Source organism: Levilactobacillus hammesii DSM 16381 (assembly GCF_001434395.1).
Lineage (GTDB): Bacteria > Bacillota > Bacilli > Lactobacillales > Lactobacillaceae > Levilactobacillus > Levilactobacillus hammesii.
On record NZ_AZFS01000046.1, the window covers coordinates 1 to 24,285 of the forward strand.

Consider the following 24,285-nt stretch of genomic DNA (forward strand, 5'->3'; position numbering starts at 1 on the left):
GGTAGAGCACCTGACTGTTAATCAGGTTGTCGACGGTTCGAGCCCGCCTGCCGGAGTCGGGTTAACCTGGTTAACCAGTTGATATGCCGGCTTAGCTCAGCTGGTAGAGCATCGGTATCGTAAACCGAGGGTCGGGGATTCGAATTCCTCAGCCGGCATCAGATAAGTTGTTAGTCTTCGGACTAGCAGCTTTTTTTGTGTCTCTGAAATGGTTTCCGTGTAGACGGCACGGGTGGTGGCTGAGAGCCAGAAATGGCGCATCATTCGCTCGGCGCCGGATAGTGGGGCAAGATTGTGAGGATGCAAATGATCAAGTCCAATTGGGGAAAAGAATTGACAAGATAGCAATGAAAGCGGTTACTAAAAGAGATACGATTGGTATAGCCTGGCCTAAAGAATTGGTATATATCATTGAGATGGCGTCGCACGGGCGTTTCAACGTTCAAAAAAATAAATGATTTTTTTGAAATTCTATTGTGGTATACCTAACATAGTGCTATTCTATAAGTATCAATTAAGCACAGGAGATGCCATCATGAAAAACGTATTGTTAGTATGTGGTCAGGGAGTTTCAAGTCACTTATTCTTAGGAGAAGCCAAGCGCGCTGCGGAAACACAACGGGTGCCACTACACTTCACCGCAACGAGTTTAATGGAAGTTACCCCTGAATTGTTAGCCGAACAGGATTTGGTTTTACTGGCCCCACAAGTGGCCTACCAAGCGAAGATGCGTGCCAAGATCGGTGATCAGGTTCGGACTGCCCCAATTCCTAACGATATCTATGGTTGGTTGAACAGTCAGGCATTGGTGAAGTATGCTTGTCACCAATTAGACTTTGCACCAGCCGCTGTCGCCGTCGCTTACTAGGATGACGCCAACAATTGAACAATTAGCGATGCAGGTCTTAGTGACCGCGGGAACCGCTAAGAATAGCCTGTATCGTGCCATCGCCGTCGCTCGTGAACAGCATCAATCACTAGACTTAACGGCATGTCATGACCAACTCTTGGCCGCCCATAAAGTTCAAACGCAAATGATGGCAAAAATGGCTGCTGAGGACCTTCCCGTAACGATCCTCATTAACCATGCAATGGATACTTTAATGGCCGTACAAGGGAATTACGAGCTGATTATGGCTCTGGGTCCCGATTGGCACTAATATTATAGAAGAACTTCTAAAGGGGTGGTCGCTGATCACGCCTTTTTTAATGCGCCGGTTAAGGACTCACTGCGGAAAAAAAGACTAAAGGAAGAATAGCCAGCGTAAGTTTATTCATTAAAGTAATAATATTGGCAGGCTATTGGAAATGAATAAAAAATAAGAGGATTGCATGAGACAGCTAATAATTTCATCATTGTTTTTTGCCCGTGGGGGCGGGAATGGAGACGCTTTTATTAGGAAAACCGTTGCGTAACGGGACTTCATGAAGTATAATTACAACTATGTTTTATTAGAGGTCTATGAGACCCTGCCACAATCGCATTTATTGATTCGGATTGTGAAATAAAAAAATATTCATTTTAACCAAGCAATGGAGGTATTATCGTTTTGAATAACAAACCAGATTCGACCACCCAAGATCGAACATTCTTCGGTCAACCGCGGGGGTTATCAACGCTGTTCTTCACAGAAATGTGGGAACGGTTCAGTTACTACGGGATGCGTGCCATCCTTATCTACTACATGTACTACTCAGTTACACAGGGTGGTCTGGGGTTCGATCAAGCAACTGCTGCCTCAGTGATGTCCATCTATGGTTCCATGGTTTACCTGTCATCCGTCCTCGGGGGTTACCTGAGTGACCGTGTCTGGGGGAGCCGGCGGACTGTCTTTATTGGTGGGGTTCTCATCATGTTTGGGCATATCGCCTTATCCGTGCCAGCTGGTCGGATTGCGTTGTTCATCTCGATCCTGCTGATTGTTTTAGGGACTGGGCTGTTGAAGCCAAACGTTTCCGAAATGGTTGGGGGCCTCTATGATGCCGGGGATACCCGTCGTGATTCTGGGTTCACCATCTTCGTCTTCGGGATTAACCTGGGTTCTTTGGTCGCACCGCTCTTAGTTGGGTGGTTAGGTCTGAACTACAACTTCCATTTAGGATTCTCCTTAGCCGCTATTGGGATGTTCTTAGGTTTAGTTCAATACTGGTACGGTGGGAAGAAGTACTTGAGTAAAGACAGTCTTTACCCAACCGATCCACTGGAACCTGGTGACATGAAGAAGCTGACCGTTCGTTCAACGGTTGGTTTGGTCGCCTTTGCACTGGTTATCCTGTTAATGTTCCTCCTGGGTTCATTAAACTTAAACAACTTCGTGCTGTTATTATCAGTTATCGCGATTGCCACACCAGTCGTTTACTTCGTGATCTTCTTAACCAGTAAGAAGGTTACGGCAACTGAACGGAAGCACGTTTGGGCTTACTTAGGTCTGTTCATCGCCGCTGCTATTTTCTGGGCAATTGAAGAACAGGGTTCCTCTGTGTTGGCACTGTTCGCTGCTAACCAGACGAACAACCACTTCTTGGGCATGCACATCTTACCTTCTTGGTACCAGATGTTAAACCCACTGTTCATCCTGATCTACACGCCATTCTTCGCTGCATTGTGGAACCGTTTGGGCAAGAACCAACCCAGTTCACCAGCTAAGTTTGCCACTGGGATGTTGTTTGCCGGAGCTTCTTACCTGATTATCGTGATCCCCGTGGTCATGTTCGGTTCAGGCGCTAAGGTCAGCCCACTCTGGTTGGTCGGAAGCTGGGCCGTGGTTGAAATTGCCGAATTGCTGATTTCGCCAATCGGATTGTCCGTGACGACGAAGCTGGCACCTAAGGCGTTCCAGTCTCAGATGATGAGTATGTGGTTCTTAGCCGATGCGGCTGGGCAAGCTGTGAACTCACAAATCGTTAAGTTATACACGCCAGAAAACGAAGTCGGTTACTTCATGGGGGTTGCCATCGTGGCGATCGTCGCTGGGTTAATCATGTTCGTTCTGGTCAAACCAATTAAGAATTTAATGGCCGGTATTAAATAGTCAATATTTGCTGGCAAAAGTGCTACTCTAAATGGAGTGGCACTTTTTATTTGCGATCAAAACAGCCGGTTTTGCTTATAAGGGCTACCGCTGCTAATAGTGGCCGGTGTCGCGTAGATTTGACAGACAAAAAAGGGGGACAACCACGTGGTAAAAGCAGCCTTAATCAGCGATCTTCATTTCGACGTCAATCATCAAGACGTGGACCAACTGCTTCCACAACAGGCGGGTTACCTCATGCAACAGGGTGTGGGCCTCTATTTAATTGCTGGTGACATCACCAATCACTTTGACCAGTCGCTGGCTTACGTCGAACGGTTGCAACGGTTAATTGCCCCCGCTCAGGTGCGTTTCATCGCCGGCAATCATGACATGTTACACGATGTGACGTATGCGGCCCTTGAGAGCCCCTTAGCGCCAACTTACCTCCATCGGGGACAATTAGACGTTGCCGGCACTAACTGGCGGATAATCGGTAATAACGGCTGGTACGACTATCAATTTGCAGATAACTTGGTTGGTCGGGACTTTTTAACCTGGAAACGGGCCTTTTGGGTCGATGGGACGATTGAACAACCCCAGTCCGATTTACAACGCATGAATCAGGTATTGGCGACCGTGACCGATCAGTTGGAACAGGCCCAGGCGGCGAATAAGCGGGTCTTGTTTATGACCCATTTTGTTCCCCGCCGGAATTATATTCGTTATACGGACGACAATCGATTTTGGAATATGGCTAATGCGATGTTGGGCAGTCCGCGGATGGGGGACTTGTTGGAACGCTATCACGTCGATGTGGTTCAGTTTGGCCACGTCCATCGGCATTTCGCGCCCCAACAGTTTGGCACCACGATGTATTACGATCAAGCGGTGGGCTATCATACGAAGCGCATCAATGAGTGGTCACAGACGGATTACTTCACGGAGTGGCGACAGCGTTTGCGGCTACTCGAATTAAAATAGAAATATTTTACGGAAAAGGCTTGACGATTTATGCAGAATTCTGTATGATAATAAACGTTGATTCGTTACGGCGATTCACATTTTGGTGGGGTAGCGAAGTCTGGCTAAACGCGGCGGACTGTAAATCCGCTCCTTCGGGTTCGGTGGTTCGAATCCACTCCCCACCATTTTATTATTGGGCTATAGCCAAGTGGTAAGGCAACGGGTTTTGATCCCGTGATGCGCTGGTTCGAACCCAGCTAGCCCAACTTAGACCAGTCACTGTGTGTGGCTGGTTTTTTTGTGTCCCAAATTCTCACAGACACGGGCTTGTCGGGCGATAACTGTCCGAAAACGATTGGCCCGGGTAGACCTAACTGATGTGGCGGCGGTTCACTCAATACATCACTATAGAAATCGTGATGCCCATATGCCATTAACTGCGACTGACTGTTGGGAAAAAGAGTGCTAGGATAAATTGTAAGGGGGACTGTACCGGACTCTACGGCCCCAACGAGTTGAGATAAGGGTGGCGAAAATGATGCGTAGAAGTGACTGGCAACATAAACATGAGTTTGATCGGGGAAGCAAATGGCTGTACGCCGGGGTAACGATGGTTAGTTTAGGTGCCGGCATGATTTTAGGCAATCAAACGGCCAATGCTGCGACCACTGCGGCGGACACCCCCGACACGACGACACAAACGGGCGAAAGTAGCGGTGAATCCTCGCTATCGACGACTCCCGGATATGTCGCCCCTACGACAACACCATCCTCAGCAACGTCGGGCCAGTCTGAGGGTGGCTCGACTACATCCGGTGGCGCTACCGGCAACGATTCTGAGCAAAACGATAACAAGACTGAGAAAACCGACAAGACCGGGGCTGTTGGTGAAACCGCGGGTGAACATCAAGATCGTGCCGGTGAGCCAGTGAACAAGGAAACGTCTGCAACGTCCCACCCTGAGCAGACTGGCCATGAGGCGCCTGCCAGTGAAGATCAGCACCAGTCTGATTACATACAGAACAAGCGACTCAGAATGCCACGGGTTGAAATGGACACGGTTACATCAACCACGCCCACGACGGTACCGACGCCCCCGAGTACGCCCGCTTCTGCTGCGGTGGCGACTGATCCGACTGATTTTAGCTATACGCTGAATGCTGGCGGCGACGGTTACCTGGTGACCGGTTATCCGGCTGCCCAGTCCCATAAGGACGGCTACGCCACTGATATTGTGATTCCCGATGATTACCAAGGGAAAATGGTCGTTGCCGTTGCGGCAAATGCCTTCAATGGGGATGGTTTGACCACGGTGACTTTGGGGAATAACCTTCAGTGGATCGAAGCCAATGCCTTTGCGAATAATAAGCTTAAGACGATTAAATTCACGAATGGTATCTGGTCTGTCGGTGACGGGGCCTTTGCCAACAACGCGTTAACCAGCGTTGACCTGAACAATCTCACCACGATTAATACCGGGGCTTTCAGTCACAATGCCCTGACGCACGTCACTATTTCCGATAAGGTGACGGCGATTGCGGCCAACGCCTTTGAAGACAACCAAATCAGCAGTTTGACCCTGGGCAAACAGGTGGGATCGATTGGAACGGCTGCTTTTGCAGACAATCACATTGCCGGAAACTTAGTCTTACCCGATACGCTAACGGCATTGGGAGACCATGCCTTTGCTAACAATCAGCTGACTGGCGTGACGTTGAACCCTGGGTTAACGGATATTAACACGGGAACTTTCGAGAATAATTTATTGACCGGCACCTTAACGCTCCCAACGACGATCACGAGTGTGGGAGATTCGGCCTTTACCCATAACCATTTAACGGGATTAACACTGAGTCCCAACCTGACGTCGATTGGAACGGCCGCCTTTGCCCATAATTGGATAAAAAGTTCACTTAGTTTACCAAATTTCCTGCAAAATTTGGGGGATGAGGCCTTTTATGATAACCAGCTAACCGGCGTTCAGCTCAATACGCAGATCACTGGGGTGGGGACGCGAACCTTTGCGGATAACCCGACCTTGACCGGCACCCTCAATCTGCCAGACAATATTAAATATATTGGGACGCAGGCTTTTTCCGGGGATGACTTAACCGGACTCACGGGTGGCAATCAGCTGAAGACCATTGAGCAGGAAGCCTTCTTAAATAATCAGTTAAGTGGCGCCTTTAACCTGTCCGATCGGTTAACGACGATCGGGGAGTCGGCCTTTAGCGGCAATCACCTCCGTCAGCTGACGGGGGGCAACAATCTGAGCACGATTGGTCAGTACGCCTTTTATCACAATAATCTGACGGGCAAGCTTAACCTTTCTGATCAGTTGACCACGATTGGCAGTTATGCCTTTTCCGGGGACCATTTGACGGGACTGACGGGTGGTACGGCATTGACCACGATTGGTGATGGTGCCTTTACCAGCAACGATCTCACGGGGCCACTGGTACTGTCGGATGTGCTGACGGATATTGGCCGTTACGCCTTTGCCAATAACTTTCTGTCGTCATTGACGGGTGGTCGTCAGCTGCAAACGATCAACGATGGGGCCTTTCAGAACAATGAGTTAACGGGAACCTTAACCCTCGCCGACACGTTACACGATGTTGGTCAATATGCCTTTGATCACAACCAACTCACCCGTCTACAATTGGGGGATGCTGTGAATAGCCTGGAGAATTATTCGTTCTCCTCTAATGATTTGCAGAAGATTAACGCAACGAAAGCCATTAAGACGATTGGGGATTATGCCTTTGCCAACCAATCAACTTTGGACAATGTGACGGTTAACGCGACCGTATCGAATGTTAATGGCATTGTGACGACCACGATCTACAATATTAAAGCTGCCATCAAGAAGCAGTTAGGGCTGACGAACCTCGACTTGGCGGGCCTGACCTTCGTGTTTACGAACACCCAGGAGAACCTAACCTATCGTGCGACTGCCGATGGCGATACGCTGACCTTACCAACGGGCTTTATTGGGGGACAGACCACACTAAGTCTGACGTCAATCAGCACGGATACGGGAACCTACGGCGTGCGCCTGATGACGCTGAACCTAACGCGGTGGGTGAAGACGACGATTACCGTTCCGGCGATTGAGACCACGACCAATACCTTTCTGTTCAACGTTTCGGTGCCAGCAGCGGGTCAAGTGGGACAGGTGATTCAGCTCCCCGTGACGTCGCCCAGCGCTTATCGTTATGGCTGGGGAGATTTGCCCAATGATTCCACCGTTACCATTATGGCGAACGTCAATGCTGATGGGACCATCACGACTTTGAATAATATTGGGTACCATCAGGACTTTATGAAATGGCCAGTGGATCCTGGTAAAACGCCAACTGAACCCGTGACCCCCAATGATCCTTCGGGTGGCCACAGTGATCCCGGAACACCCAGCGATCCTGTGACGCCAAGCGACCCTAGTACACCAGGTGATCCCGGAACACCCAGCGATCCTGCGACGCCAAGCGACCCTAGTACACCAGGTGATCCTAGTACACCCAGCGATCCAGTGACACCAAGTGATCCTACGACACCCAGTGATCCTGCAACGCCAAGTGACCCTGCGACACCAAGTACTCCCGTGACGCCCAGCGATCCAAGTACGCCGGCGACGGGGCAGACGGGGGATAACCCAACGGTACCGGCTGATATTGGCAACCAGCCTACGAAAGGCACGACGGTGGTCGACCCCCACCACGTTGTTCAAACGGTACCGGATGTGATCAGAGTTACCTGGCCACAATGGCAGTATCAACATGTGACGACGCCTGAACGGACTGTAGTGAAGCAGCGTGATGAAATGAGGGCGGTACCACGACAAACAGGACGTTCGACCCCCACCATGAGCGCTAAGTTGGCCAGTGGTTCCACTGATGCAGTGGCGGGACATCCTGCGACCAAACGACTGGTCGAGGCACCAAGCTCACGGAAACAGGGTATGATGACCCTACCACAAACGCGTGAGCAGTCACCGACCATTTGGCAAGGCGTAGGCGCAGCCTTACTGGCAGGCTTAAGCTGGTTAGGATTGGCTAACCGGCAACGGCGAGATAGGGACTAAAGTCAACGGACTGCGTAATGACTAGACAGTTAAACGGACAAGGACGACCCGATAAAAAGGGGAGCCCTTGTTTTTGTGTCATCCGGATGAACCGTAATTTTCCCCCTTACTTAGTACTAACGAAAAAAAGCCGAAAGTGGTCTCACTTTTTTTGAGGAGGGACTTGGCATCATGATGTGCCAGTCCGTTTAGGATAGGTGCGGTCGTTTTAGGGAAATGGCCCCTTAATTGACAATTCCGGTGAACTTCGCTAAAGTCAAATTAATAATTGCACCAGACCATTTGGAATTTTGATGGAGAAAGTGGGGTCTTGTGATGCCAGCAATTGTGCAACCGGAAGACCTGTTTGCCTTGCGACCACTGGCACAACCGGTGAGTGATGGCCAGCGGGTGTACTACTTGGAAAGTCAGCTAGACCGGCAACAAAATGCTAGCTTAGCCACTATTTATAGTGTCAATCTGGCGGATGGCCGTGATAAACGTCAGTGGAGTCCTGATGGGGTTGTGGTGAGCCAATTGGCAATGAGTCCCGATCGGCGGTACCTGGCGTTCAGTGGACGTGTTAAGACGCACAGTCAGCTGTTCCTGGTTGCTCTGAGCGGCGGTGCCCCCGAACAGATCACCCACGGCGACCGCGATGTCAGTAACCCCGTGTGGTCCACGCGGGGGGATGTCCTTTATTTCCAAACGACGGTTGGTGCCGATCAACCCGAAAAGTTTCCCCAAGTCAAGGTTGTGACGCGACTACTGTACAAGGCCAATGGGGCGGGCATCTTACCAGAACAGTTGACCTATCAGTGTCTTCGCTACGAGTGTGCCACCCGCGATCAGTCCGTGGTTCTGGAACAGACAACCGACTTCACAGTCACGGCGGCTAACGCCCAAGGCCTCGTGTATACGCGCGATCGCTTGCCGGCGGATGAACACGACTTCAGCACCGGTGTCTTTTGGCACGGCTTCGACGGGGGCGACGATGTTCTGTTAAATCAGGACGTGGCACAGGGCGACTTTGGCAAGGGCGTGTTGAGTCCCGATGGGCGCTACGTGGCGCTGTGGGGGCAGGACAATCACATCATGAACGTGTCTCAGTCCCACGCCTGGGTGGTCGATCGGGACACCACCCGGCTAACGGACGTGACCGCACCTCGCGACGTGGAGGTGGGGGACATGCTGGCGGTCGACAGTCAACAGGGCCAATCGGGTCACTGGCTAGCGTGGTTGGATGAGACCACCTTACTGACCGTGGAAAATGAACACGGCCGGTTGAACCTCGTGAGTCAATCCTTGACGACGGGGCAAGTGACGCCACTCTTGGCGGGTAACCGGGCTATCACGGACTTCTCGGTTGTTGACGCGCAGACCATCGTATTTACCGAATCAACGATGACCAGTGTGAGTCGGCTCAAGTCCCTAGATGTCACCACGGGGTTGGAAGTCGACCTAGTCAATCCCAATGCCACCTATGAGGCGAAGCACGCTTTGGTGGTCGGGCAACGGTTTACCTTTAAGGGTGCTCAGGGCTGGCCCATCGAGGGTTGGTACTTTCCACCCGTGGTCGCTAAATCGCAGCATCCCGCGGTACTCTACGTTCACGGGGGCCCGCAGGTGGATTTCGGTTACGGTTTCTATCACGAGTTGCAGTATCTGGCGGGTGCCGGCTACGGGGTGATTACGATTAATCCGCGAGGCGGCAATAGCTACGGTCAAGACTTTGAGGCCGCTGTGATTGCGCACTATGGCGAGGGTGACTTTGAGGACCTGATGTTAGGAACCGATGCGGCTGTGAAATTAGATCCGACGATTGACCCGAAGCAACTCTGCGTCACGGGTGGGTCTTACGGTGGGTTTATGACCAACTGGATTGAAACCCATACCGACCGATTTGCGGCGGCCGTGACCCAGCGATCGATTGCCAATTGGATTAGTTTTTATGGCACCAGTGATATTGGCTACTTCTTTACCCCGTGGGAGCTTCAGCAGGATATGCGGGATGTAGCGGCCCTGTGGCGGTTCTCGCCACTGGCATATGTCGCAAACGCCACAACACCGATTCTGGTGATGCATGGCGAGGACGATTTGCGCTGCCCGACGACCCAGGGTGAGGAGTTTTACGTTGGGCTAAAAGAAGCGGGTGTGGACACGCAACTGGTCTTGTTCCCAGAATCAACCCATGAGTTATCGCGCTCGGGATTGCCTAATTTAAGAATTGAACGGTTAAAACGGATTAATCAGTGGTTCCAGGATCATCTACCACATGAGGAGGAAGTTTAAATGAAGATTGGATTTATTGGTGTTGGCGGCATGGCACAAGCCATTATTGGCGGGTTGTTAAACGCCAAGACGTTTGCACCAGCTGAAATTACGGTACACAGTCACCGTGAGGAAAGTTATCTCCCTTACGCGCAAGCACACGATTTGGTTGCAGCGAATAGCAATCAAGCGGTCGCTCGGGATAGTGAGCTGGTTGTCCTAGCGGTAACGCCCAACGTTGCGCCAGCCGTCTTAGCGGAGATCAAGGACCAACTGACTCCGGATAAGACGCTGTTGTCCATCGTTGCAGGGCTCTCACTGGCCGACATGGCCGGTATTGTGAGCGAAGAGATTCCCACGTTACGGACGCTCCCCAACGTGAATGTTGAAGTCGGGGCCGGCATGACGGCAGTTGCAGCCAATGCAGCGTTGACGGGTGACCGGCTGACGGCGGCGTTACGGGTGTTCGACACGATTGGGTCGACGACAACGCTGGCAGAAGACCAATTTGGTGTATTCAGTGCCTTGGCTGGTAGTTCACCAGCCTACATCGATTTCTTCATCGACAGCCTGAGTCGTGCGGGGGTCAAACACGGTTTGACCAAGCAACAGGCGACGGCAATCGCCGCGCAGGCCACGCTGGGTTCGGCCAAGATGGTCCTGCAGAGTCACAAGATTCCGTTTGAACTGATTGACCAGGTTTCGTCACCGGGTGGTAGCACCGTTGCGGGATTATTGGCGATGGAAGAAGCCGGCCTCATGACGGCGGTAGTCAAGGGCATCGATGCCACCATCAAACGCGACGCCGGCGAGTCGGACTAGGCGCCGATAACCTGCCATACTGGCCGCCTTCCGTTCGCCTCCGGCTGCCAGGGATTCCACCTGCTGTGGGGACCGGAGAAAGCCTCAAAGCGGTCTTTCTCCTCGCCTTGAAGCCACGAAAATCACGTGTCTTCAAGCGCGTCCAGTGAAGTAACCTGGCCAAGGACGCCAGCTAACTTCACACTCACGGCTGGCTCCATCCCTGGCCTCCTGCGGCTACAGATAGTCACATGACGACTCATTTGTTTGGACTAAGTGGCAATGAGGGTGAACTCGCTTTAAGCGTATGCGATAGTTGATGCACCCTCGTAGCCGAGAGTGAAGCCAAATATGGGCTCAGCCGTGGGATGTGCTGAGCGGCGTGAGCCGGTGAGCACATGGCGCATTTGAAACGTGGGCTGGCGGTTCAAATGCGAGGCAGAAGACCGCACTGTGGCTTCTGCCGTCCGGCCCACAGCGTTCCAGTCCATATTTGGCGAACGGAAGGCGGCCAGTACATTACTGTATGAACCTAATCGGAATACACGACAATAAAATAACGCGTGCCAGTTGATTTTTTGGTCTATACCGATTACAATGAAAATGTATGAAATAGTTGTTGTCAGGTGATGAGGAGGAGACTCATGAGTATTGTCTTAAAGCACGCTAAGATTTATACCGGGGATGACGTAATCCCCGATGGTTACATCCGTTTTGACCAACAGATTGAAGCAGTCGGTCCAGTTGCTGATTTCCGGCCACTGCCCGCCGATGAGATTCACGTGGTCACTGGCCGGACAATTGTGCCCGGTTTTATCGATGTTCATAGCCATGGTGGTTATGGATATGATAGTATGGATGGGGACCCTGATCAGATTGATAAAATGGTCAATTTGATGGTCCACGAAGGAATTACGTCAATTTTTCCCACCACGATGACGCAGTCAAATGACGCCATCGATCACGCCATGCAGGGAATTGCGGAAGCTGCTAAGCGCAATCCGGTGATTCAAGGTGTACACTTAGAAGGACCCTTTATTGCGGCCATCTTTAAGGGTGCTCAGCCGGAGAAGTACATTAAGGACCCCGATGTTTCACTGCTAGACCGGTGGAACAAGTTGTCCGGTGGTCGGGTCAAACTGATCACGTACGCACCCGAAGATCCGGGCTCTAAGGCATTTGAAGCCTACTGTTTGGCGAATAAGATCGTCCCATCCGTGGGCCACTCCAATGCCACGCGGGAACAATTACTGGAGAGCCGGGCCACCCACGTCACGCATTTATACAATGCGCAACGCGGTTTGCGGCACCGTGAACCGGGTGTTACCGGGCACGCCATGCTGGAAGATAACCTGTACTGTGAATTGATCTGTGATGGGTTCCACATTGTGCCGGACATGATCAAGTTGGCTTACGAACAAAAAGGGCCACATCGCCTAGAATTAGTGACCGACTCCATGCGTGCCAAGGGGATGCCCGAGGGTGTCAGTGAACTTGGTGGGCAAAAAGTGATTGTGAAGGATCGGCAAGCGCGGTTGGAAAGTGGCAATTTAGCCGGTTCCGTTCTGCGTTTTGACGAGGCCTTCAGAAACATCATGGACTTTACCGGTTGTGATATGAATGACGCGGTGCAGATGAGTTCGGTTAACCAAGCCGAGGAATTTAAGCTGACCCAAAAGGGCAAGTTGGTTCCGGGGCGTGATGCTGACCTGAACCTGTTTACGCGTGACTTACAGCTGGAAACGACCTACAGTTTGGGTCGGAAGTTCAGTCAGGATTCCAAGTAAAAATTTAGTTGTATTTTCAGAAGGGACGTAGGTGCTGTGAGTTCACCGATTTATATTCAAATTCATAATGACATTAAGCGGGCTATTGAGGCTGGTAAATGGGCGGTTGGCGATCGGATTCCCTCCGAACGGGAGCTGTCTCGAGATTTTGATGTGAGTCGGATGACGCTCCGTCAGGCGATTCAGACCCTGGTTGATGAGGGGATTCTGGAACGACAGGTCGGGTCAGGAACCTATGTCGCCAATCAAAAAGTTCAAGAAAAGATGTCCGGGGTCACGAGTTTTACGGACCTCATGTTGGCACAGGGCAAGCAACCCGCCAGCAAGACGATTTCGTACCACGTGATGAGTCCATCCCTCAGTGAGGCTGAAAAGCTGAAATTACGTGAGGATGAACAGGTCTTACGAATGGAACGGATTCGGTTTGGGGATGATGTGCCCATCTGTTTTGAGGTGGCCACGGTGCCAGAACACCTGGTGGATGGTCTCAGCAAGCAGGAAGTGACCAGTTCGTTGTACCGGGCATTGGAAGATAAGAAGAACCTTAACCCGGGAAAAGCCCAACAGACGGTTTCGGCCATGTCGGCTTCCGAACGCATCTCCGAGTTCTTAAATATTAAGCGGGGGGATGCCATCTTACGGTTACGGCAGGTCACCTATCTACAGGATGGGACGCCGTTTGAATACGTGCGGACGCAGTATGTCGGCGAACGGTTTGAATTTTATCTTGAAAAATAAACATTGGGGAGCTGAACGGTGGTTCGGCTCCTTTTTGCAAAGTCTAGAAGGGAGGTTCTGGGAATGAAAATTCGTCCCGCACGGCGTGATGATGATTTTCAGGCGGTGGCCCAGCTCTATGACGACGTGTGGCAGGTTACCTATGCGGGGCTTTTACCCGCGACGTTCCTGTCGCAGTTGTCGCCCGCCACTTGGCACCCCGAACGGCGTTGGCAGTTGATGTGGCTGGCCTTTAGTGACACCAATCACTTGGTCGGGACATGTGCGGCAGGGCCGGCGCGTGCCCCGGACCACGCCGGGTGGGGTGAGATCTACTCGATTTACGTGCGTCCTAGCGCGCAGCACCAAGGCGTCGGTCGTCAGCTCATGGCGACGGCCCTGGCTAAGCTAGCCCCGTTGCACGCGCCAATCTACTTGGAGGTGCTGGCTACGAATCAGGCGGCTCAGACCTTCTATCGGCAATTGGGATTCCAGCAAAAAGGCACCGTCCAGACGCGGACGGTGCCTCAGGGGCAACTTTCAGTTGTGGAGATGGTGTGGCATCAGGACTAGCTAGCGTTGCTGCTTAGCCTGTTGGCGAACCAGGTGCAGGTAGTGGGGAATCACCGCGATGCGTTTGAGTCGCTTGGGTTCCTTCAAGGTTCGGTAGAGCCACTCGAGATGGTGCTTTTGCCACCACTGGGGGGCCCGAACGACCGCGCCGGCGAGAACGTCGAAGCTTCCACCGACGCCCATCCACAGACCCTTGGTGGTCTGGCGATGCTCGGCGATGAAGTTTTCCTGTTTGGGGAATCCCAGCGCGGCAAAGACCATATCGGGTTGTGTCCGCTGGATATCGGCTACGATGGCGCTGTCGTCCTTAAAGTAACCGTCGTGCAGGCCGGCAATCACGAGGCCGGGATAGTCCTGGGGCAGTTTGTGCTTCAACGCCGCAATGACCTCCGGCTTGGCACCCACGAAGTAGGCCGAGCGGTGGTGGTCGCTGGCCCATTGTAGAAGGTCAATCAGCGTATCGAAGCCCGTGATGCGTTCGGGCAGGGGCTGCTTGAGAATCTTGGCACCGTCTAAGATCCCAATGCCATCCGGCGTGACAAAGTCGGCGGCTTGCAGGAGTTGTTGGTAGTCGGGATGGTGGTGCGCGTACATCACGATTTCGGGATTGGCGGTCACCACGAAGGTATTTTGTTGCGTGAGAATGCGTTGCTGCAAGGTTTCTTGGAATTTAGCGGCGGTCGTCTTGATGAAGGGAATATCGAGGACCGTCACGGTTGAAAATGAAGGTTGCATGGGGTCTCCTTTCGAGATGGTCATGCCAACGAATAAAGCCGGAATGACCGTACCAAATAGTATGACGCTCTGGGCGTTTCATGCTAAAATAAGTCTATTAGATTAAAATATGTAACAGTCCAGCTTGAAAACTAGCTAAGGGAGTAGCTCATTATGACGAATTTGTATCCTGACGACAGTTTAACCCTGCACACGGATGCCTACCAGATTAATATGATTCAGACGTATTATCAACAAGGGATTGCCGACAGACACGCTGTTTTTGAAGTGTTTTTCCGTGACATGCCGTTCCATAACGGTTATGCCGTGTTTGCTGGTTTGGAGCACATCGTTAATTATATCCAAAATCTGCACTTTTCCCAAGCGGACATTGAATACTTACGAGAAGCTGAAGAATATCCAGAGGATTTCTTAGATTACCTCGCCAATTTTAAATTCAGAGGCTCGATCCGTTCCGCCGTTGAAGGGGAACTGGTCTACGCCCATGAACCGATCTTACAGGTGGAGGGTCCGCTGGCAGACTGCCAATTAGTGGAAACCGCCATTCTTAATATTGTGAATTATCAAACTTTAATTGCGACCAAGGCCGCTCGGATTCGTTCCGTGGCCGGGGATGACGCGCTCATGGAATTTGGGACGCGCCGGGCGCAGGAGTTTGACGCTGCTATCTGGGGGACCCGGGCCGCTTATATCGGGGGCTTTGATGCCACCTCTAACGTGCGGGCTGGTAAGATTTTTGGGATTCCTATCAGTGGGACCCACGCCCACGCGTTGGTTCAGACGTATGGCAACGACTACGATGCCTTTAAGGCCTATGCCCAAACGCACCACGACTGTGTTTTCTTAGTAGATACTTACGACACACTACGTAGCGGTGTGCCGAATGCCATCAAGGTGGCTAAGGAGCTGGGGGATCAGATCAACTTCCAAGGGGTCCGCATTGATTCCGGTGATATGGCGTACCTGTCCAAACGGGTGCGGCAAAAGTTGGACGAGGCGGGCTTCCCGAACGCTAAGATTTACGCCTCCAACGACCTCGATGAAAAAACCATCCAGAGTCTGAAGATGCAGGACGCTAAGATTGACGTCTGGGGAATTGGGACTAAACTAATCACGGCCTTTGATCAGCCAGCACTGGGGGCCGTCTACAAGATGGTCGCCATTGCCGATAACGCCGGCAAGATGAAGGGCACGATTAAGTTGTCCAACAACGCCGAAAAGGTGACGACGCCCGGTAAGAAGCAGGTTTGGCGGATTACCAAGCGCGCCGACGGTAAGACCGAGGGGGATTATGTCACCCTGGCCGATGAGGACCCTCGCCGTGAAGAGACAATTTTCATGTTCCACCCGAGCTTCACGTACATTAACAAGACGGTCAATGATTTTAACGCCCGGCCAATCTTACAATCGATCTTCGAATCTGGCGAGTTGGTCTACAAGTTGCCAACACTCTCGGCCATTCGGGATCGGTGTCGCGGGGCCTTGGCTAATCTCTGGCCGGAATACAAGCGGGACTTGAATCCGCAGAAGTATCCGGTTGACCTTTCCCAAGATTGCTGGGATCACAAGATGGCCATTATCAAGAAGATTCATACTTACGTTCAAAAAATGCCCGAATAACGACGAGCACGTCACGCGTGGCACGGGCTGGCATCGGCACTTCCATTCAAAATGGCGGGCGATGTACAGTCAAACGGTGCGACCGCGACTTAAATCTATTAGGGGGCAAGCAACATGCGCGCAATGCAAAAAGAAATTATCGCGGCCTTGAAGGTCCAACCTACAATCGATCCGGCCAAAGAAATTCGCCGGAGTGTCGACTTTTTAAAGGCTTATCTGAAACACTATGATTTTTTGAAGACGTTGGTTCTGGGCATCTCTGGGGGACAGGACTCCACTTTAGCCGGAATTCTGTGCGAACAGGCGGTCACGGAGTTGCGTCAGGAGACCAATGACAGTGCCTACCGGTTTATCGCGGTCCGGTTGCCCTATGGCGAACAGGCCGACGAGGATGACGCCATGATGGCGATTGACGTTATGGGTGCCGATGAAACCCAACAGGTGAACATCAAGGCTGCCGCTGATGCGATGGAAGCCGCCGTTAGTGCTAATGACGACACGGTCAGTGATTTCAATAAGGGCAATATCAAGGCCCGGCAACGGATGATCGCCCAGTATGCGATTGCTGGCGCACGGTCCGGGGCTGTTGTGGGAACTGACCACGCCGCGGAGGCCGTCACTGGATTCTACACGAAATTCGGGGATGGTGCCGCCGATATTTGCCCACTATGGCGGTTAGACAAGCGTCAGGGGGCCGCCATGCTGGCCTACCTGGGGGCACCTGAGCATCTGTACAAGAAGGTTCCCACGGCCGATCTGGAAGATGATCGCCCAGCGTTGCCTGATGAGGCGGCGTTAGGGGTCCGTTATGAAGATATTGATGACTACCTCGAGGGTCGCGAAGTCAGTGACCAGGCCGCAGAAAAGATTGAAAACTGGTACCGTAAGACCGCGCACAAGCGGCATTTACCGGTAAATATTTACGATACATTTTGGAAAGACTAGGTGAATGACGATGCGTAAAAGCAATATGAGTGGTTACGTTAATGTTTTAAGCAAAGTGCTACAAGGCACGGAAGATGAAGCTGGCGAAATGAACAGCGACTTTGAAAAAATGCGAACCGCAATCGACAACGATACGGTTGGGGAATTATCCCAAGCAGACTTACAAGCCATTGTGGACAATTTCCAACGGGGCACGGATGGCTATACGGATAAGCTGAACCAATTGGAACAAGCCAGTGCACCGGTCCGAATTCTAGGCAAGCACAAGTCGTTGGTTTCGGCATTTCGGATCTACACGGAAGCCTGCCAAGCCATGACGGACAGCATTGACGTTGAGCACCAAGCGGTTGACGTTGACGCGTTCAACCAATCTGAAAAGACTCAAGAAAATGCCATGGAAAAGGTTACCGCCGCAACGCAACGGATTATGACCAGTCCCATGTAAGGTTAAAGGATGTCACGCTCTTTTGAGCGGCATCCTTTTTGCTTACCCCCACCTATGATTTTGGCAACTTGGTGGAGGGCTGGCCGCCTACCGTTCGCCAAATATGGACTGGAACGCGGTGGGCCGGACGGCAGAAGCCACAGTGCGGTCTTCTGCCTCGCATTTGAACCGCCAACCCACGTTTCAAATGCGCCATGTGCTCACCGGCTCGCGCCGCTCAGCGCATCCCACGGCTGAGCCCATATTTGGCTTCACTCTCGGCTACGTGAGTTGCAGCCAATCACGGCGGCTCAGCCACGCCATGACAATGGTCACAATCAATTCTGTGGCGAGCATCAAACTTAGCCGGAGGAGGTCAGAGATGGAGGCAGCCGTGACGACGGTGTTAGCCGATGCATTTCGGCTTACAGCGTGGGACGTGTTTGGAGACCGGTGAACTTTGCCGGGCTTCAAACCGAGCCGGAGGACCGCTTCTCAGGCCGCAGGCGGTCCCCACAGCAGCCGGAATTTCTGACAGCCGCAGGCGGAACGGTAGGCGGACCAGTTCGCACAAAGGTTGCCGCTATGTAGAAAATCTGATTCTGTCACGAGGCAGAGGGGAATATTTGTAAACGCAGTGGGGTGGCCGGCGTGGCAACCATGGTATAATGCAGGTAGTGATAATGACAACGGAGGGTTTGCATGGCAAGAGAGAATGAAGAACAGCTTAGCGCCTTGGCACAACCGGTTCATCAACAACTGAGCCAGTATCGCGTCCAACAGATTCAGGCGGTCTTATCGTTGATGGATGAGGGCAATACGGTGCCGTTTATTTCCCGTTACCGAAAGGAACGCACGGGATCACTGGACGAAGTCGCTATTCGCGAGATTGAAGATGAAGCGACCCGGCTAGCGAAGCTCAATAAGCGCCGGCAGGACGTCTTGAAGGCCATTGCTGAACAGCAGGCCCTAACGCCCCAACTCAAGCAGAACTTGGAACGGGCCAGCACCTTGCAACAGGTCGAGGACCTTTACTTACCGTATAAAAAGAAGCGCCAAACTAAGGCGACTATTGCGGCTCAGCATGGTCTAAAACCCTTGGCACAGTGGCTGTTAACGTTTCCCAAGGATGGTTTGGATGCCCGAGCACGGCAGTATGTGAAGCCGGACCAGGATTTACCTGATGTGGCGGCTGTTTGGGCAGGGGTCCATGAAATCTTAGCGGAAACCTTTAGCGAGCAGGCCGCCTTTCGGGAGTGGATTCGCCACTACACCTGGCAGCACGGTGAGTTGACGAGCAAGCTGAAGCGGGGCGCCAAGGATAAGGATGAACAACAGGTCTACGCGACCTATTATGAATTTAATCAACGGCTCAACCAACTGCCGCCGTACCGGGTGTTGGCGATTAACCGGGGTGAACGTGAGAAAATCCTGTCCGTCGGCATCGCCATTGATCCGGCCTCGATCCTGCAGTACGGGCATTTTCGATTGGTGGGCCAACATCAAGGGCCGGCGGTAGCGAAGATTAAGGATGCCTTTGCCGATGCCTACAAGCGGTTCTTAGGCCCCGCCATTGAGCGGGAGTTGCGGCGTCAATTGACGGATAAGGCGGATGAACACGCCATTCAGGTCTTCGGCAATAACCTGTATCACCTGTTGATGCAGGCGCCGCTGAAGGGGAAAGTCGTCATGGGCTTTGACCCCGCGTATAGAACGGGGTGTAAATTGGCCATTATGGACGCTAACGGGCGTTTCTTGACGAAACAGGTCATCTACCCGCACAAGCCGGCAAGTGGCAAACAACGCGCCGCAGCGGGCCCAGAATTCAAGAAGCTTTTAGACCAGTATCACGTTGAAATGATTGCGATTGGAAATGGGACGGCGAGCCGGGAATCCGAGGAGTTTGTCAGTGACATTCTGAAAACGTTGGATCACCCCGTCTACTACGTGTTGGTCAACGAGGCCGGTGCATCCGTGTACTCGGCGAGTGCAAACGCGCGGGCCGAATTTGCGGATCTACACGTGGAGGAACGTTCGGCGATCAGTATCGGTCGGCGGTTACAGGACCCCTTGGCCGAACTGGTTAAGATCGATCCCAAGGCCGTGGGTGTCGGCCAGTATCAACACGACGTTCCCGAAAAGGCGCTGGATGAACAGCTGGATCGGGTGGTAGAAAGGGCGGTTAACCAAGTCGGGGTCAACGTCAACACGGCGAGTCCCGAGCTGTTGACCCACATCTCAGGGTTGACCGCAACCACGGCACAGAATATTGTGACCTATCGGAATACCAATGGGGCGTTTGCCAGTCGCAAGGAGCTCCAACAGGTGCCACGATTGGGCCCCAAGGCGTATCAGCAAGCGGTCGGGTTCTTACGGATTATTGGGGGCCAGGACGCCCTCGATAACACGGACATTCACCCGGAGAGTTATGGGGCTACTCGCCAGCTTCTGAAAGGCCTCGCAGCCGATCAAGCAGCGATTGGCACGCCCAAGTTGCAGCAAGAATTAGCCACGTTGAATCAAGACAAATGGGCCGACAAACTGGCGATTGGTCACGAGACCTTAGCGGATATCGTTTCCGGTTTGAGCAAACCGGGACGGGACTTGCGAGACACCATGCCGGCCCCACTGCTGCGTCAGGACGTCCTGACCATGGCGGATCTAAAACCCGGCATGGAATTGCAGGGAACCGTGCGGAACGTCGTCGACTTTGGTGCCTTTGTGGATATTGGTGTTAAGCAGGATGGCTTGGTACACATTTCCCAGTTGGCGGATCACTACGTCAGTGATCCCAGCGCGGAGGTGACCATCGGTGACGTGGTGACCGTGTGGGTTCTCAGTGTCGATGAAAATCGCCAGCGGATTCAACTCACGATGCGGACTGATGGTCATGACTGATCAGGAGCTACAGCGGTTGGTGGAGCAGATTTCGTTAGCGAGTTTTGGTAAACCTTTCCGGCATCGGGCGTGGTTCAACGCGCGACTACGGACGACGGGCGGTCGTTATCAGCTCAAGGATCACAGCATTGAGATTAATCCCAAGATGCTAACGGAACACGACGAGGCCACGTTAGAAGGCATCATTAAACATGAACTGTGTCATTACCATCTTCATCTGGCGGGACAATCCGGGCAGCACCGGACGCGGGCGTTTCGCGATTTACTCCAACAGGTCGGGGGGTTACGGTTTGCGCCGGCTCCGCCACGTCCGCAACCCAGGCCGCGTCGATGGCAACTGTATGTGTGTCAAAATTGTGGGCAGAAATACTACCGGGCGCGGCGCATTGATGTGACGAAGATGGTGTGTGGTCGGTGTCACGGCCATTTGGTCTGGCAGAAGACAGTGGTGGCTGTGCAGCGGCCACGTTAAACTTAGGAGGTCAGTGAATTATGGGAAAAACAATTATTCGGGTACCAGCAACTTCGGCTAATTTAGGTCCCGGTATTGATTCAATCGGTGCAGCCTTGCACTTGTATCTGACGGTGATTATTGAAGAAAAGACGGAAAAGTGGCGGGTTAATCACGCCTTGGGCACCAGTATTCCTCGCGATGAAAATAACTTGATGGTGCAGACGGCCCTGAAGGTTAATCCGAAGATTCAGGCGCATCAACTGACCGTCATGTCCGACATTCCCGTGTCACGGGGGTTGGGCAGTTCGACCAGTGCCGTGATTGCCGGCATTAAGATTGCCAATGAATTGGGTGAAATGGACCTCACGATTCCAGAACAATTGAACTGGGCGGTTAAGCTCGGTGGCGAATTGGATAATGTCGCCCCGGCCCTCATGGGACAAGCGGCCGTCGCCACGGTCAATGATGGGGTAGCCGATGCCATTAAATTGCCACTGCCTGATTTACAGGCGTTGGTCTTTATTCCAGGGCAAAAGTTATTGGCCCAGAAGAGTCGTAAGGCGTTGCCGAAACAAGTTTCCTTCGATACGGCGGTTCATGCCAGCAGTGTGGCGAATGTCCTAGTGGCAGCGCTACTGAAAGAAGACTGGGAGCTGGCGACTAAGCTGATTGAACGGGATGAATTCCACGAACAGGCTCGGTCACAGCTGGTACCGGAGCTGAATCAGATTCGCGATGCCGCCCATGAATTGGGGATTGTCGGGACGTATCTGAGTGGCGCCGGTCCGACCGTCGTGACCTTTGGGACTTCTTCGCAGTTGACGCTCTTGCGAACCAAGCTGGCGGATGCTGATTTACCGGGGAGTTTGCGGATTCTAGAACTCGATAAAGATGGGGCGACCGTCCTCACAGATGCATAATTTTGAATTTTTTTGAATTAACTTGCAAAAAAATATTGTCACTGCCCGAATCATTTGGTATACTATTTCTTGTGAGTTAATGCGGCCATGGCGGAATTGGCAGACGCGCAAGATTAAGGATCTTGTCCGGGTAATCCGGGTGGAAGTTCGAATCTTCTTGGCCGCATAACGAATCATCGAGGGTGATGCCTTGAGAGTTTTCTCAAAGCATCATCTTTTTTTGTGTCTCAAATCGGTACGCTTTTGAAACCTTCATAAAAATAGCTGGTTTTACGGAAATAATGAAAACTACCAAATCTCAAAGTCACCAGATTTAGCGGAACCTTTATTTTTTGCTAAATGCCTTCAGTTTTCAGTAAAGATTCTGTAAAGGGGCTTGCACACACGGGAAACCCGATTAAAATAGCCCAATGAAGCCGAAACCTTACCGAAATGAGACGGTTAAATGACAAACAGATAACATTTTCACTACGCAATCGTTTTCACCCGAAATGGGTCTTCAAAAATCCTTAAGAAGGGCGTAATATTGAAAATTAAATCGAGGATTATGAAAGTTTTCAAGCTAAAGAGCTGACAAAGTAACTTTCACGCGTTATAGTAGTAATCCTGTGTCAATGATTGACAAAATTTTAAAAGGAGGTCGGCGCATGAACGACTTAACTAAGGGTAACTCCCTCAAACTCATTTTCTTTTTCACGATTCCACTTTTAATTGGTAACTTATTCCAGCAATTATATAATGTTTCTGATACTGTGGTTGTGGGGCAAACCTTAGGGGTCAAAGCGCTGGCTGCAGTTGGTGCCACGGGTTCCATTAACTTCTTGATTATTGGATTTGCGCAAGGCTTGACGGCTGGCTTGGCCATCATTACGGCCACCCGGTACGGTGCCCGGGATTACAAGGGTGTGCGGAAGTCGTTTGCTGCGAGCATTGTCATTTCAATTCTGATGACGATTGTCCTCACGGTACTGGCTTTGACGTTCGTTGACCCCATCCTGCACTTGATGCAGACGCCGGCTTCCATTTTTGACAATGCCCGGATCTTCATCAGTACCATCTTTGCCGGGATCTTTGCATCCATGGCGTTTAACTTACTCTCTAACATTATTCGGGCCTTGGGAGACTCACGGACACCCCTCATCTTTTTGATGATTGGGACCGTGGTCAACGTGGTCTTGGAATTACTCTTTATCCTAGTCTTCCACATGGGTGTGGCCGGTGCCGGTTGGGCAACGGTCATCTCCCAAGTGATCGCCTCACTGCTTTGCGTGGTGTACATCGTGCGGTCCATTCCGCTTCTTCACATCTCTAAGGAAGACTTCAAAATTGATTTTCACGAATTATGGGATCACTTCTCCACGGGGATGCCAATGGGCTTTCAGTTGTCCATCATTGCCATCGGAACGATGGTTATGCAGGCAGCCTTGAACTCATTGGGAACCGACTCCGTTGCGGCATCTACGGCGGCTTCTAAGGTAGATCAGTTGTGCTCACTGCCAATGTCTTCCTTTGGGGTAACCATGGCCACCTTCGCAGCGCAAAACTTTGGTGCGTCCAAGTATGGTCGGATCATGGAAGGGGTGAAGAAGACCCTCTGGTTATCCGGGAGTTTTGCTGTATTTGCCGGGGGCTTGGTCATCTTCTTTGGCAAGCCAATCGTGACGTTGATTATCGGAACGGCCGATGAAAATGTCATTCACCTGTCTCAGACTTACTTCAACATTATCGGGAGTAGCTACCTGTTACTCAGCGTGCTCTTCATTATTCGGAATACCCTCCAAGGCCTAGGTCGGCGGGTATTGCCAACGTTGGCCGGAGTCGGTGAACTGACGATGCGGGTCTTTGCTGCTGTATTCATGGTCGGTGCCTTTGGCTACGCCGGTGCCGTTTCGGCGGAGCCACTGGCTTGGTTGGGTTCCTGCGCCATCCTCGTGCCTTCATGGATTCGGGCGGTTAAGCAATTACGGAACCTGCAACGGTCTGTGGATGTCGTTGAGGGGAAGACGGAAGCACAGTCTCATGAACAAAATGTGGTGAATGCGAATGCAACAAAATTAGCCACAACACAACCTAAATTAGAGTCCTAAACGGATGCGTGAT

The 24,285-nt window shown here is 52.0% G+C and carries 18 protein-coding genes and 4 tRNA genes; 21 read left to right on the plus strand and 1 reads right to left on the minus strand.

Annotation, left to right across the window (positions count from 1 at the left end):
• The first annotated feature begins 85 nt into the window (after window positions 1–85).
• The 13 genes from FD28_RS03945 to FD28_RS04010 all read left to right on the plus strand — a co-directional run bounded on the left by FD28_RS03945 (window position 86) and on the right by FD28_RS04010 (window position 14,189).
• Window positions 86–158, plus strand: a tRNA-Thr gene (locus FD28_RS03945).
• A gap of 377 nt (window positions 159–535) precedes the next feature.
• Complete coding sequence (locus FD28_RS03955) at window positions 536–868, plus strand: PTS sugar transporter subunit IIB (protein ID WP_057732818.1); 333 nt, start codon at window positions 536–538, stop codon at window positions 866–868.
• Between the two features lies 1 nt (window position 869).
• A complete protein-coding gene (locus FD28_RS03960; protein WP_083478111.1) occupies window positions 870–1,160 on the plus strand; it encodes a PTS lactose/cellobiose transporter subunit IIA in 291 nt (96 codons plus the stop codon).
• A gap of 390 nt (window positions 1,161–1,550) precedes the next feature.
• On the plus strand, window positions 1,551–3,032 hold the full coding sequence (locus FD28_RS03965; protein ID WP_057732822.1) for a peptide MFS transporter: 1,482 nt from the start codon (window positions 1,551–1,553) through the stop codon (window positions 3,030–3,032).
• Window positions 3,033–3,179: 147 nt separating this feature from the next.
• Window positions 3,180–3,995 (plus strand): metallophosphoesterase, encoded by an 816-nt coding sequence (locus FD28_RS03970; RefSeq protein ID WP_057732824.1) that lies wholly within the window; start codon window positions 3,180–3,182, stop codon window positions 3,993–3,995.
• 84 nt (window positions 3,996–4,079) lie between these two features.
• Window positions 4,080–4,162: transfer RNA gene (locus tag FD28_RS03975), tRNA-Tyr, on the plus strand.
• 9 nt (window positions 4,163–4,171) lie between these two features.
• Window positions 4,172–4,243, plus strand: a tRNA-Gln gene (locus FD28_RS03980).
• A gap of 272 nt (window positions 4,244–4,515) precedes the next feature.
• The gene (locus FD28_RS03985; RefSeq protein WP_162255547.1) at window positions 4,516–8,061 is read left to right on the plus strand and encodes a leucine-rich repeat domain-containing protein; all 3,546 of its coding nucleotides are present in this window, start codon (window positions 4,516–4,518) and stop codon (window positions 8,059–8,061) included.
• A 315-nt stretch (window positions 8,062–8,376) separates the two neighbouring features.
• Window positions 8,377–10,332 carry a S9 family peptidase gene (locus FD28_RS03990; protein WP_057732828.1) on the plus strand — a complete coding sequence of 652 codons (1,956 nt, stop codon included), beginning with the start codon at window positions 8,377–8,379 and terminating at the stop codon, window positions 10,330–10,332.
• A complete protein-coding gene (proC, locus tag FD28_RS03995) occupies window positions 10,333–11,133 on the plus strand; it encodes a pyrroline-5-carboxylate reductase (RefSeq protein WP_057732831.1) in 801 nt (266 codons plus the stop codon).
• A gap of 623 nt (window positions 11,134–11,756) precedes the next feature.
• Window positions 11,757–12,899 (plus strand): N-acetylglucosamine-6-phosphate deacetylase, encoded by a 1,143-nt coding sequence (nagA, locus tag FD28_RS04000; RefSeq protein WP_057732833.1) that lies wholly within the window; start codon window positions 11,757–11,759, stop codon window positions 12,897–12,899.
• 36 nt (window positions 12,900–12,935) lie between these two features.
• Window positions 12,936–13,637 (plus strand): GntR family transcriptional regulator, encoded by a 702-nt coding sequence (locus tag FD28_RS04005; RefSeq protein WP_057732834.1) that lies wholly within the window; start codon window positions 12,936–12,938, stop codon window positions 13,635–13,637.
• Window positions 13,638–13,700: 63 nt separating this feature from the next.
• Window positions 13,701–14,189: a GNAT family N-acetyltransferase gene (locus FD28_RS04010; RefSeq protein ID WP_057732836.1), complete on the plus strand. Its 489-nt coding sequence runs from the start codon at window positions 13,701–13,703 to the stop codon at window positions 14,187–14,189.
• On the opposite strand, the gene FD28_RS04015 is transcribed toward FD28_RS04010, so the two are convergent.
• Window positions 14,190–14,924, minus strand: a complete 735-nt coding sequence (locus FD28_RS04015; protein ID WP_057732838.1) for a WecB/TagA/CpsF family glycosyltransferase — start codon at window positions 14,922–14,924, stop codon at window positions 14,190–14,192.
• A 153-nt stretch (window positions 14,925–15,077) separates the two neighbouring features.
• On the opposite strand from FD28_RS04015, the gene FD28_RS04020 reads away from it, so the two are divergent.
• The 8 genes from FD28_RS04020 (at window position 15,078) to FD28_RS04055 (ending at window position 24,272) form a co-directional block, all read left to right on the plus strand.
• Window positions 15,078–16,544, plus strand: coding sequence for a nicotinate phosphoribosyltransferase (locus FD28_RS04020; RefSeq protein WP_057732840.1), 1,467 nt, complete (start codon window positions 15,078–15,080; stop codon window positions 16,542–16,544).
• 114 nt (window positions 16,545–16,658) lie between these two features.
• The gene (gene nadE / locus FD28_RS04025; protein ID WP_057732842.1) at window positions 16,659–17,489 is read left to right on the plus strand and encodes an ammonia-dependent NAD(+) synthetase; all 831 of its coding nucleotides are present in this window, start codon (window positions 16,659–16,661) and stop codon (window positions 17,487–17,489) included.
• A gap of 4 nt (window positions 17,490–17,493) precedes the next feature.
• Entirely contained in the window at window positions 17,494–17,934 is a 441-nt protein-coding gene (locus FD28_RS04030) for a hypothetical protein (protein WP_235806845.1), read from the plus strand.
• 681 nt (window positions 17,935–18,615) lie between these two features.
• Complete coding sequence (locus FD28_RS04035; protein ID WP_057732844.1) at window positions 18,616–20,811, plus strand: Tex family protein; 2,196 nt, start codon at window positions 18,616–18,618, stop codon at window positions 20,809–20,811.
• Entirely contained in the window at window positions 20,804–21,283 is a 480-nt protein-coding gene (locus tag FD28_RS04040) for a SprT family protein (protein WP_057732846.1), read from the plus strand. The genes FD28_RS04035 and FD28_RS04040 overlap by 8 nt, the downstream gene beginning before the upstream one ends.
• A 20-nt stretch (window positions 21,284–21,303) precedes the next feature.
• On the plus strand, window positions 21,304–22,185 hold the full coding sequence (gene thrB, locus FD28_RS04045) for a homoserine kinase (protein WP_057732848.1): 882 nt from the start codon (window positions 21,304–21,306) through the stop codon (window positions 22,183–22,185).
• A gap of 81 nt (window positions 22,186–22,266) precedes the next feature.
• Window positions 22,267–22,351: transfer RNA gene (locus tag FD28_RS04050), tRNA-Leu, on the plus strand.
• Window positions 22,352–22,832: 481 nt separating this feature from the next.
• Window positions 22,833–24,272, plus strand: a complete 1,440-nt coding sequence (locus tag FD28_RS04055) for an MATE family efflux transporter (protein WP_057732851.1) — start codon at window positions 22,833–22,835, stop codon at window positions 24,270–24,272.
• The last annotated feature ends 13 nt before the right edge of the window (window positions 24,273–24,285 follow it).

Coding starts and splice junctions, on each gene's coding strand:
- FD28_RS03990 (WP_057732828.1), top strand. CDS start 8,377: ATGCCAGCAATTGTGCAACCGGAAGACCTGTTTGCCTTGCGACCACTG.
- FD28_RS04055 (WP_057732851.1), top strand. CDS start 22,833: ATGAACGACTTAACTAAGGGTAACTCCCTCAAACTCATTTTCTTTTTC.
- nadE (WP_057732842.1), top strand. CDS start 16,659: ATGCGCGCAATGCAAAAAGAAATTATCGCGGCCTTGAAGGTCCAACCT.
- nagA (WP_057732833.1), top strand. CDS start 11,757: ATGAGTATTGTCTTAAAGCACGCTAAGATTTATACCGGGGATGACGTA.
- FD28_RS04040 (WP_057732846.1), top strand. CDS start 20,804: ATGACTGATCAGGAGCTACAGCGGTTGGTGGAGCAGATTTCGTTAGCG.
- FD28_RS04020 (WP_057732840.1), top strand. CDS start 15,078: ATGACGAATTTGTATCCTGACGACAGTTTAACCCTGCACACGGATGCC.
- FD28_RS04015 (WP_057732838.1), bottom strand. CDS start 14,924: ATGCAACCTTCATTTTCAACCGTGACGGTCCTCGATATTCCCTTCATC.
- FD28_RS04030 (WP_235806845.1), top strand. CDS start 17,494: ATGACGATGCGTAAAAGCAATATGAGTGGTTACGTTAATGTTTTAAGC.
- proC (WP_057732831.1), top strand. CDS start 10,333: ATGAAGATTGGATTTATTGGTGTTGGCGGCATGGCACAAGCCATTATT.
- FD28_RS04010 (WP_057732836.1), top strand. CDS start 13,701: ATGAAAATTCGTCCCGCACGGCGTGATGATGATTTTCAGGCGGTGGCC.
- FD28_RS04035 (WP_057732844.1), top strand. CDS start 18,616: ATGGCAAGAGAGAATGAAGAACAGCTTAGCGCCTTGGCACAACCGGTT.
- thrB (WP_057732848.1), top strand. CDS start 21,304: ATGGGAAAAACAATTATTCGGGTACCAGCAACTTCGGCTAATTTAGGT.
- FD28_RS03955 (WP_057732818.1), top strand. CDS start 536: ATGAAAAACGTATTGTTAGTATGTGGTCAGGGAGTTTCAAGTCACTTA.
- FD28_RS03985 (WP_162255547.1), top strand. CDS start 4,516: ATGCGTAGAAGTGACTGGCAACATAAACATGAGTTTGATCGGGGAAGC.
- FD28_RS03960 (WP_083478111.1), top strand. CDS start 870: ATGACGCCAACAATTGAACAATTAGCGATGCAGGTCTTAGTGACCGCG.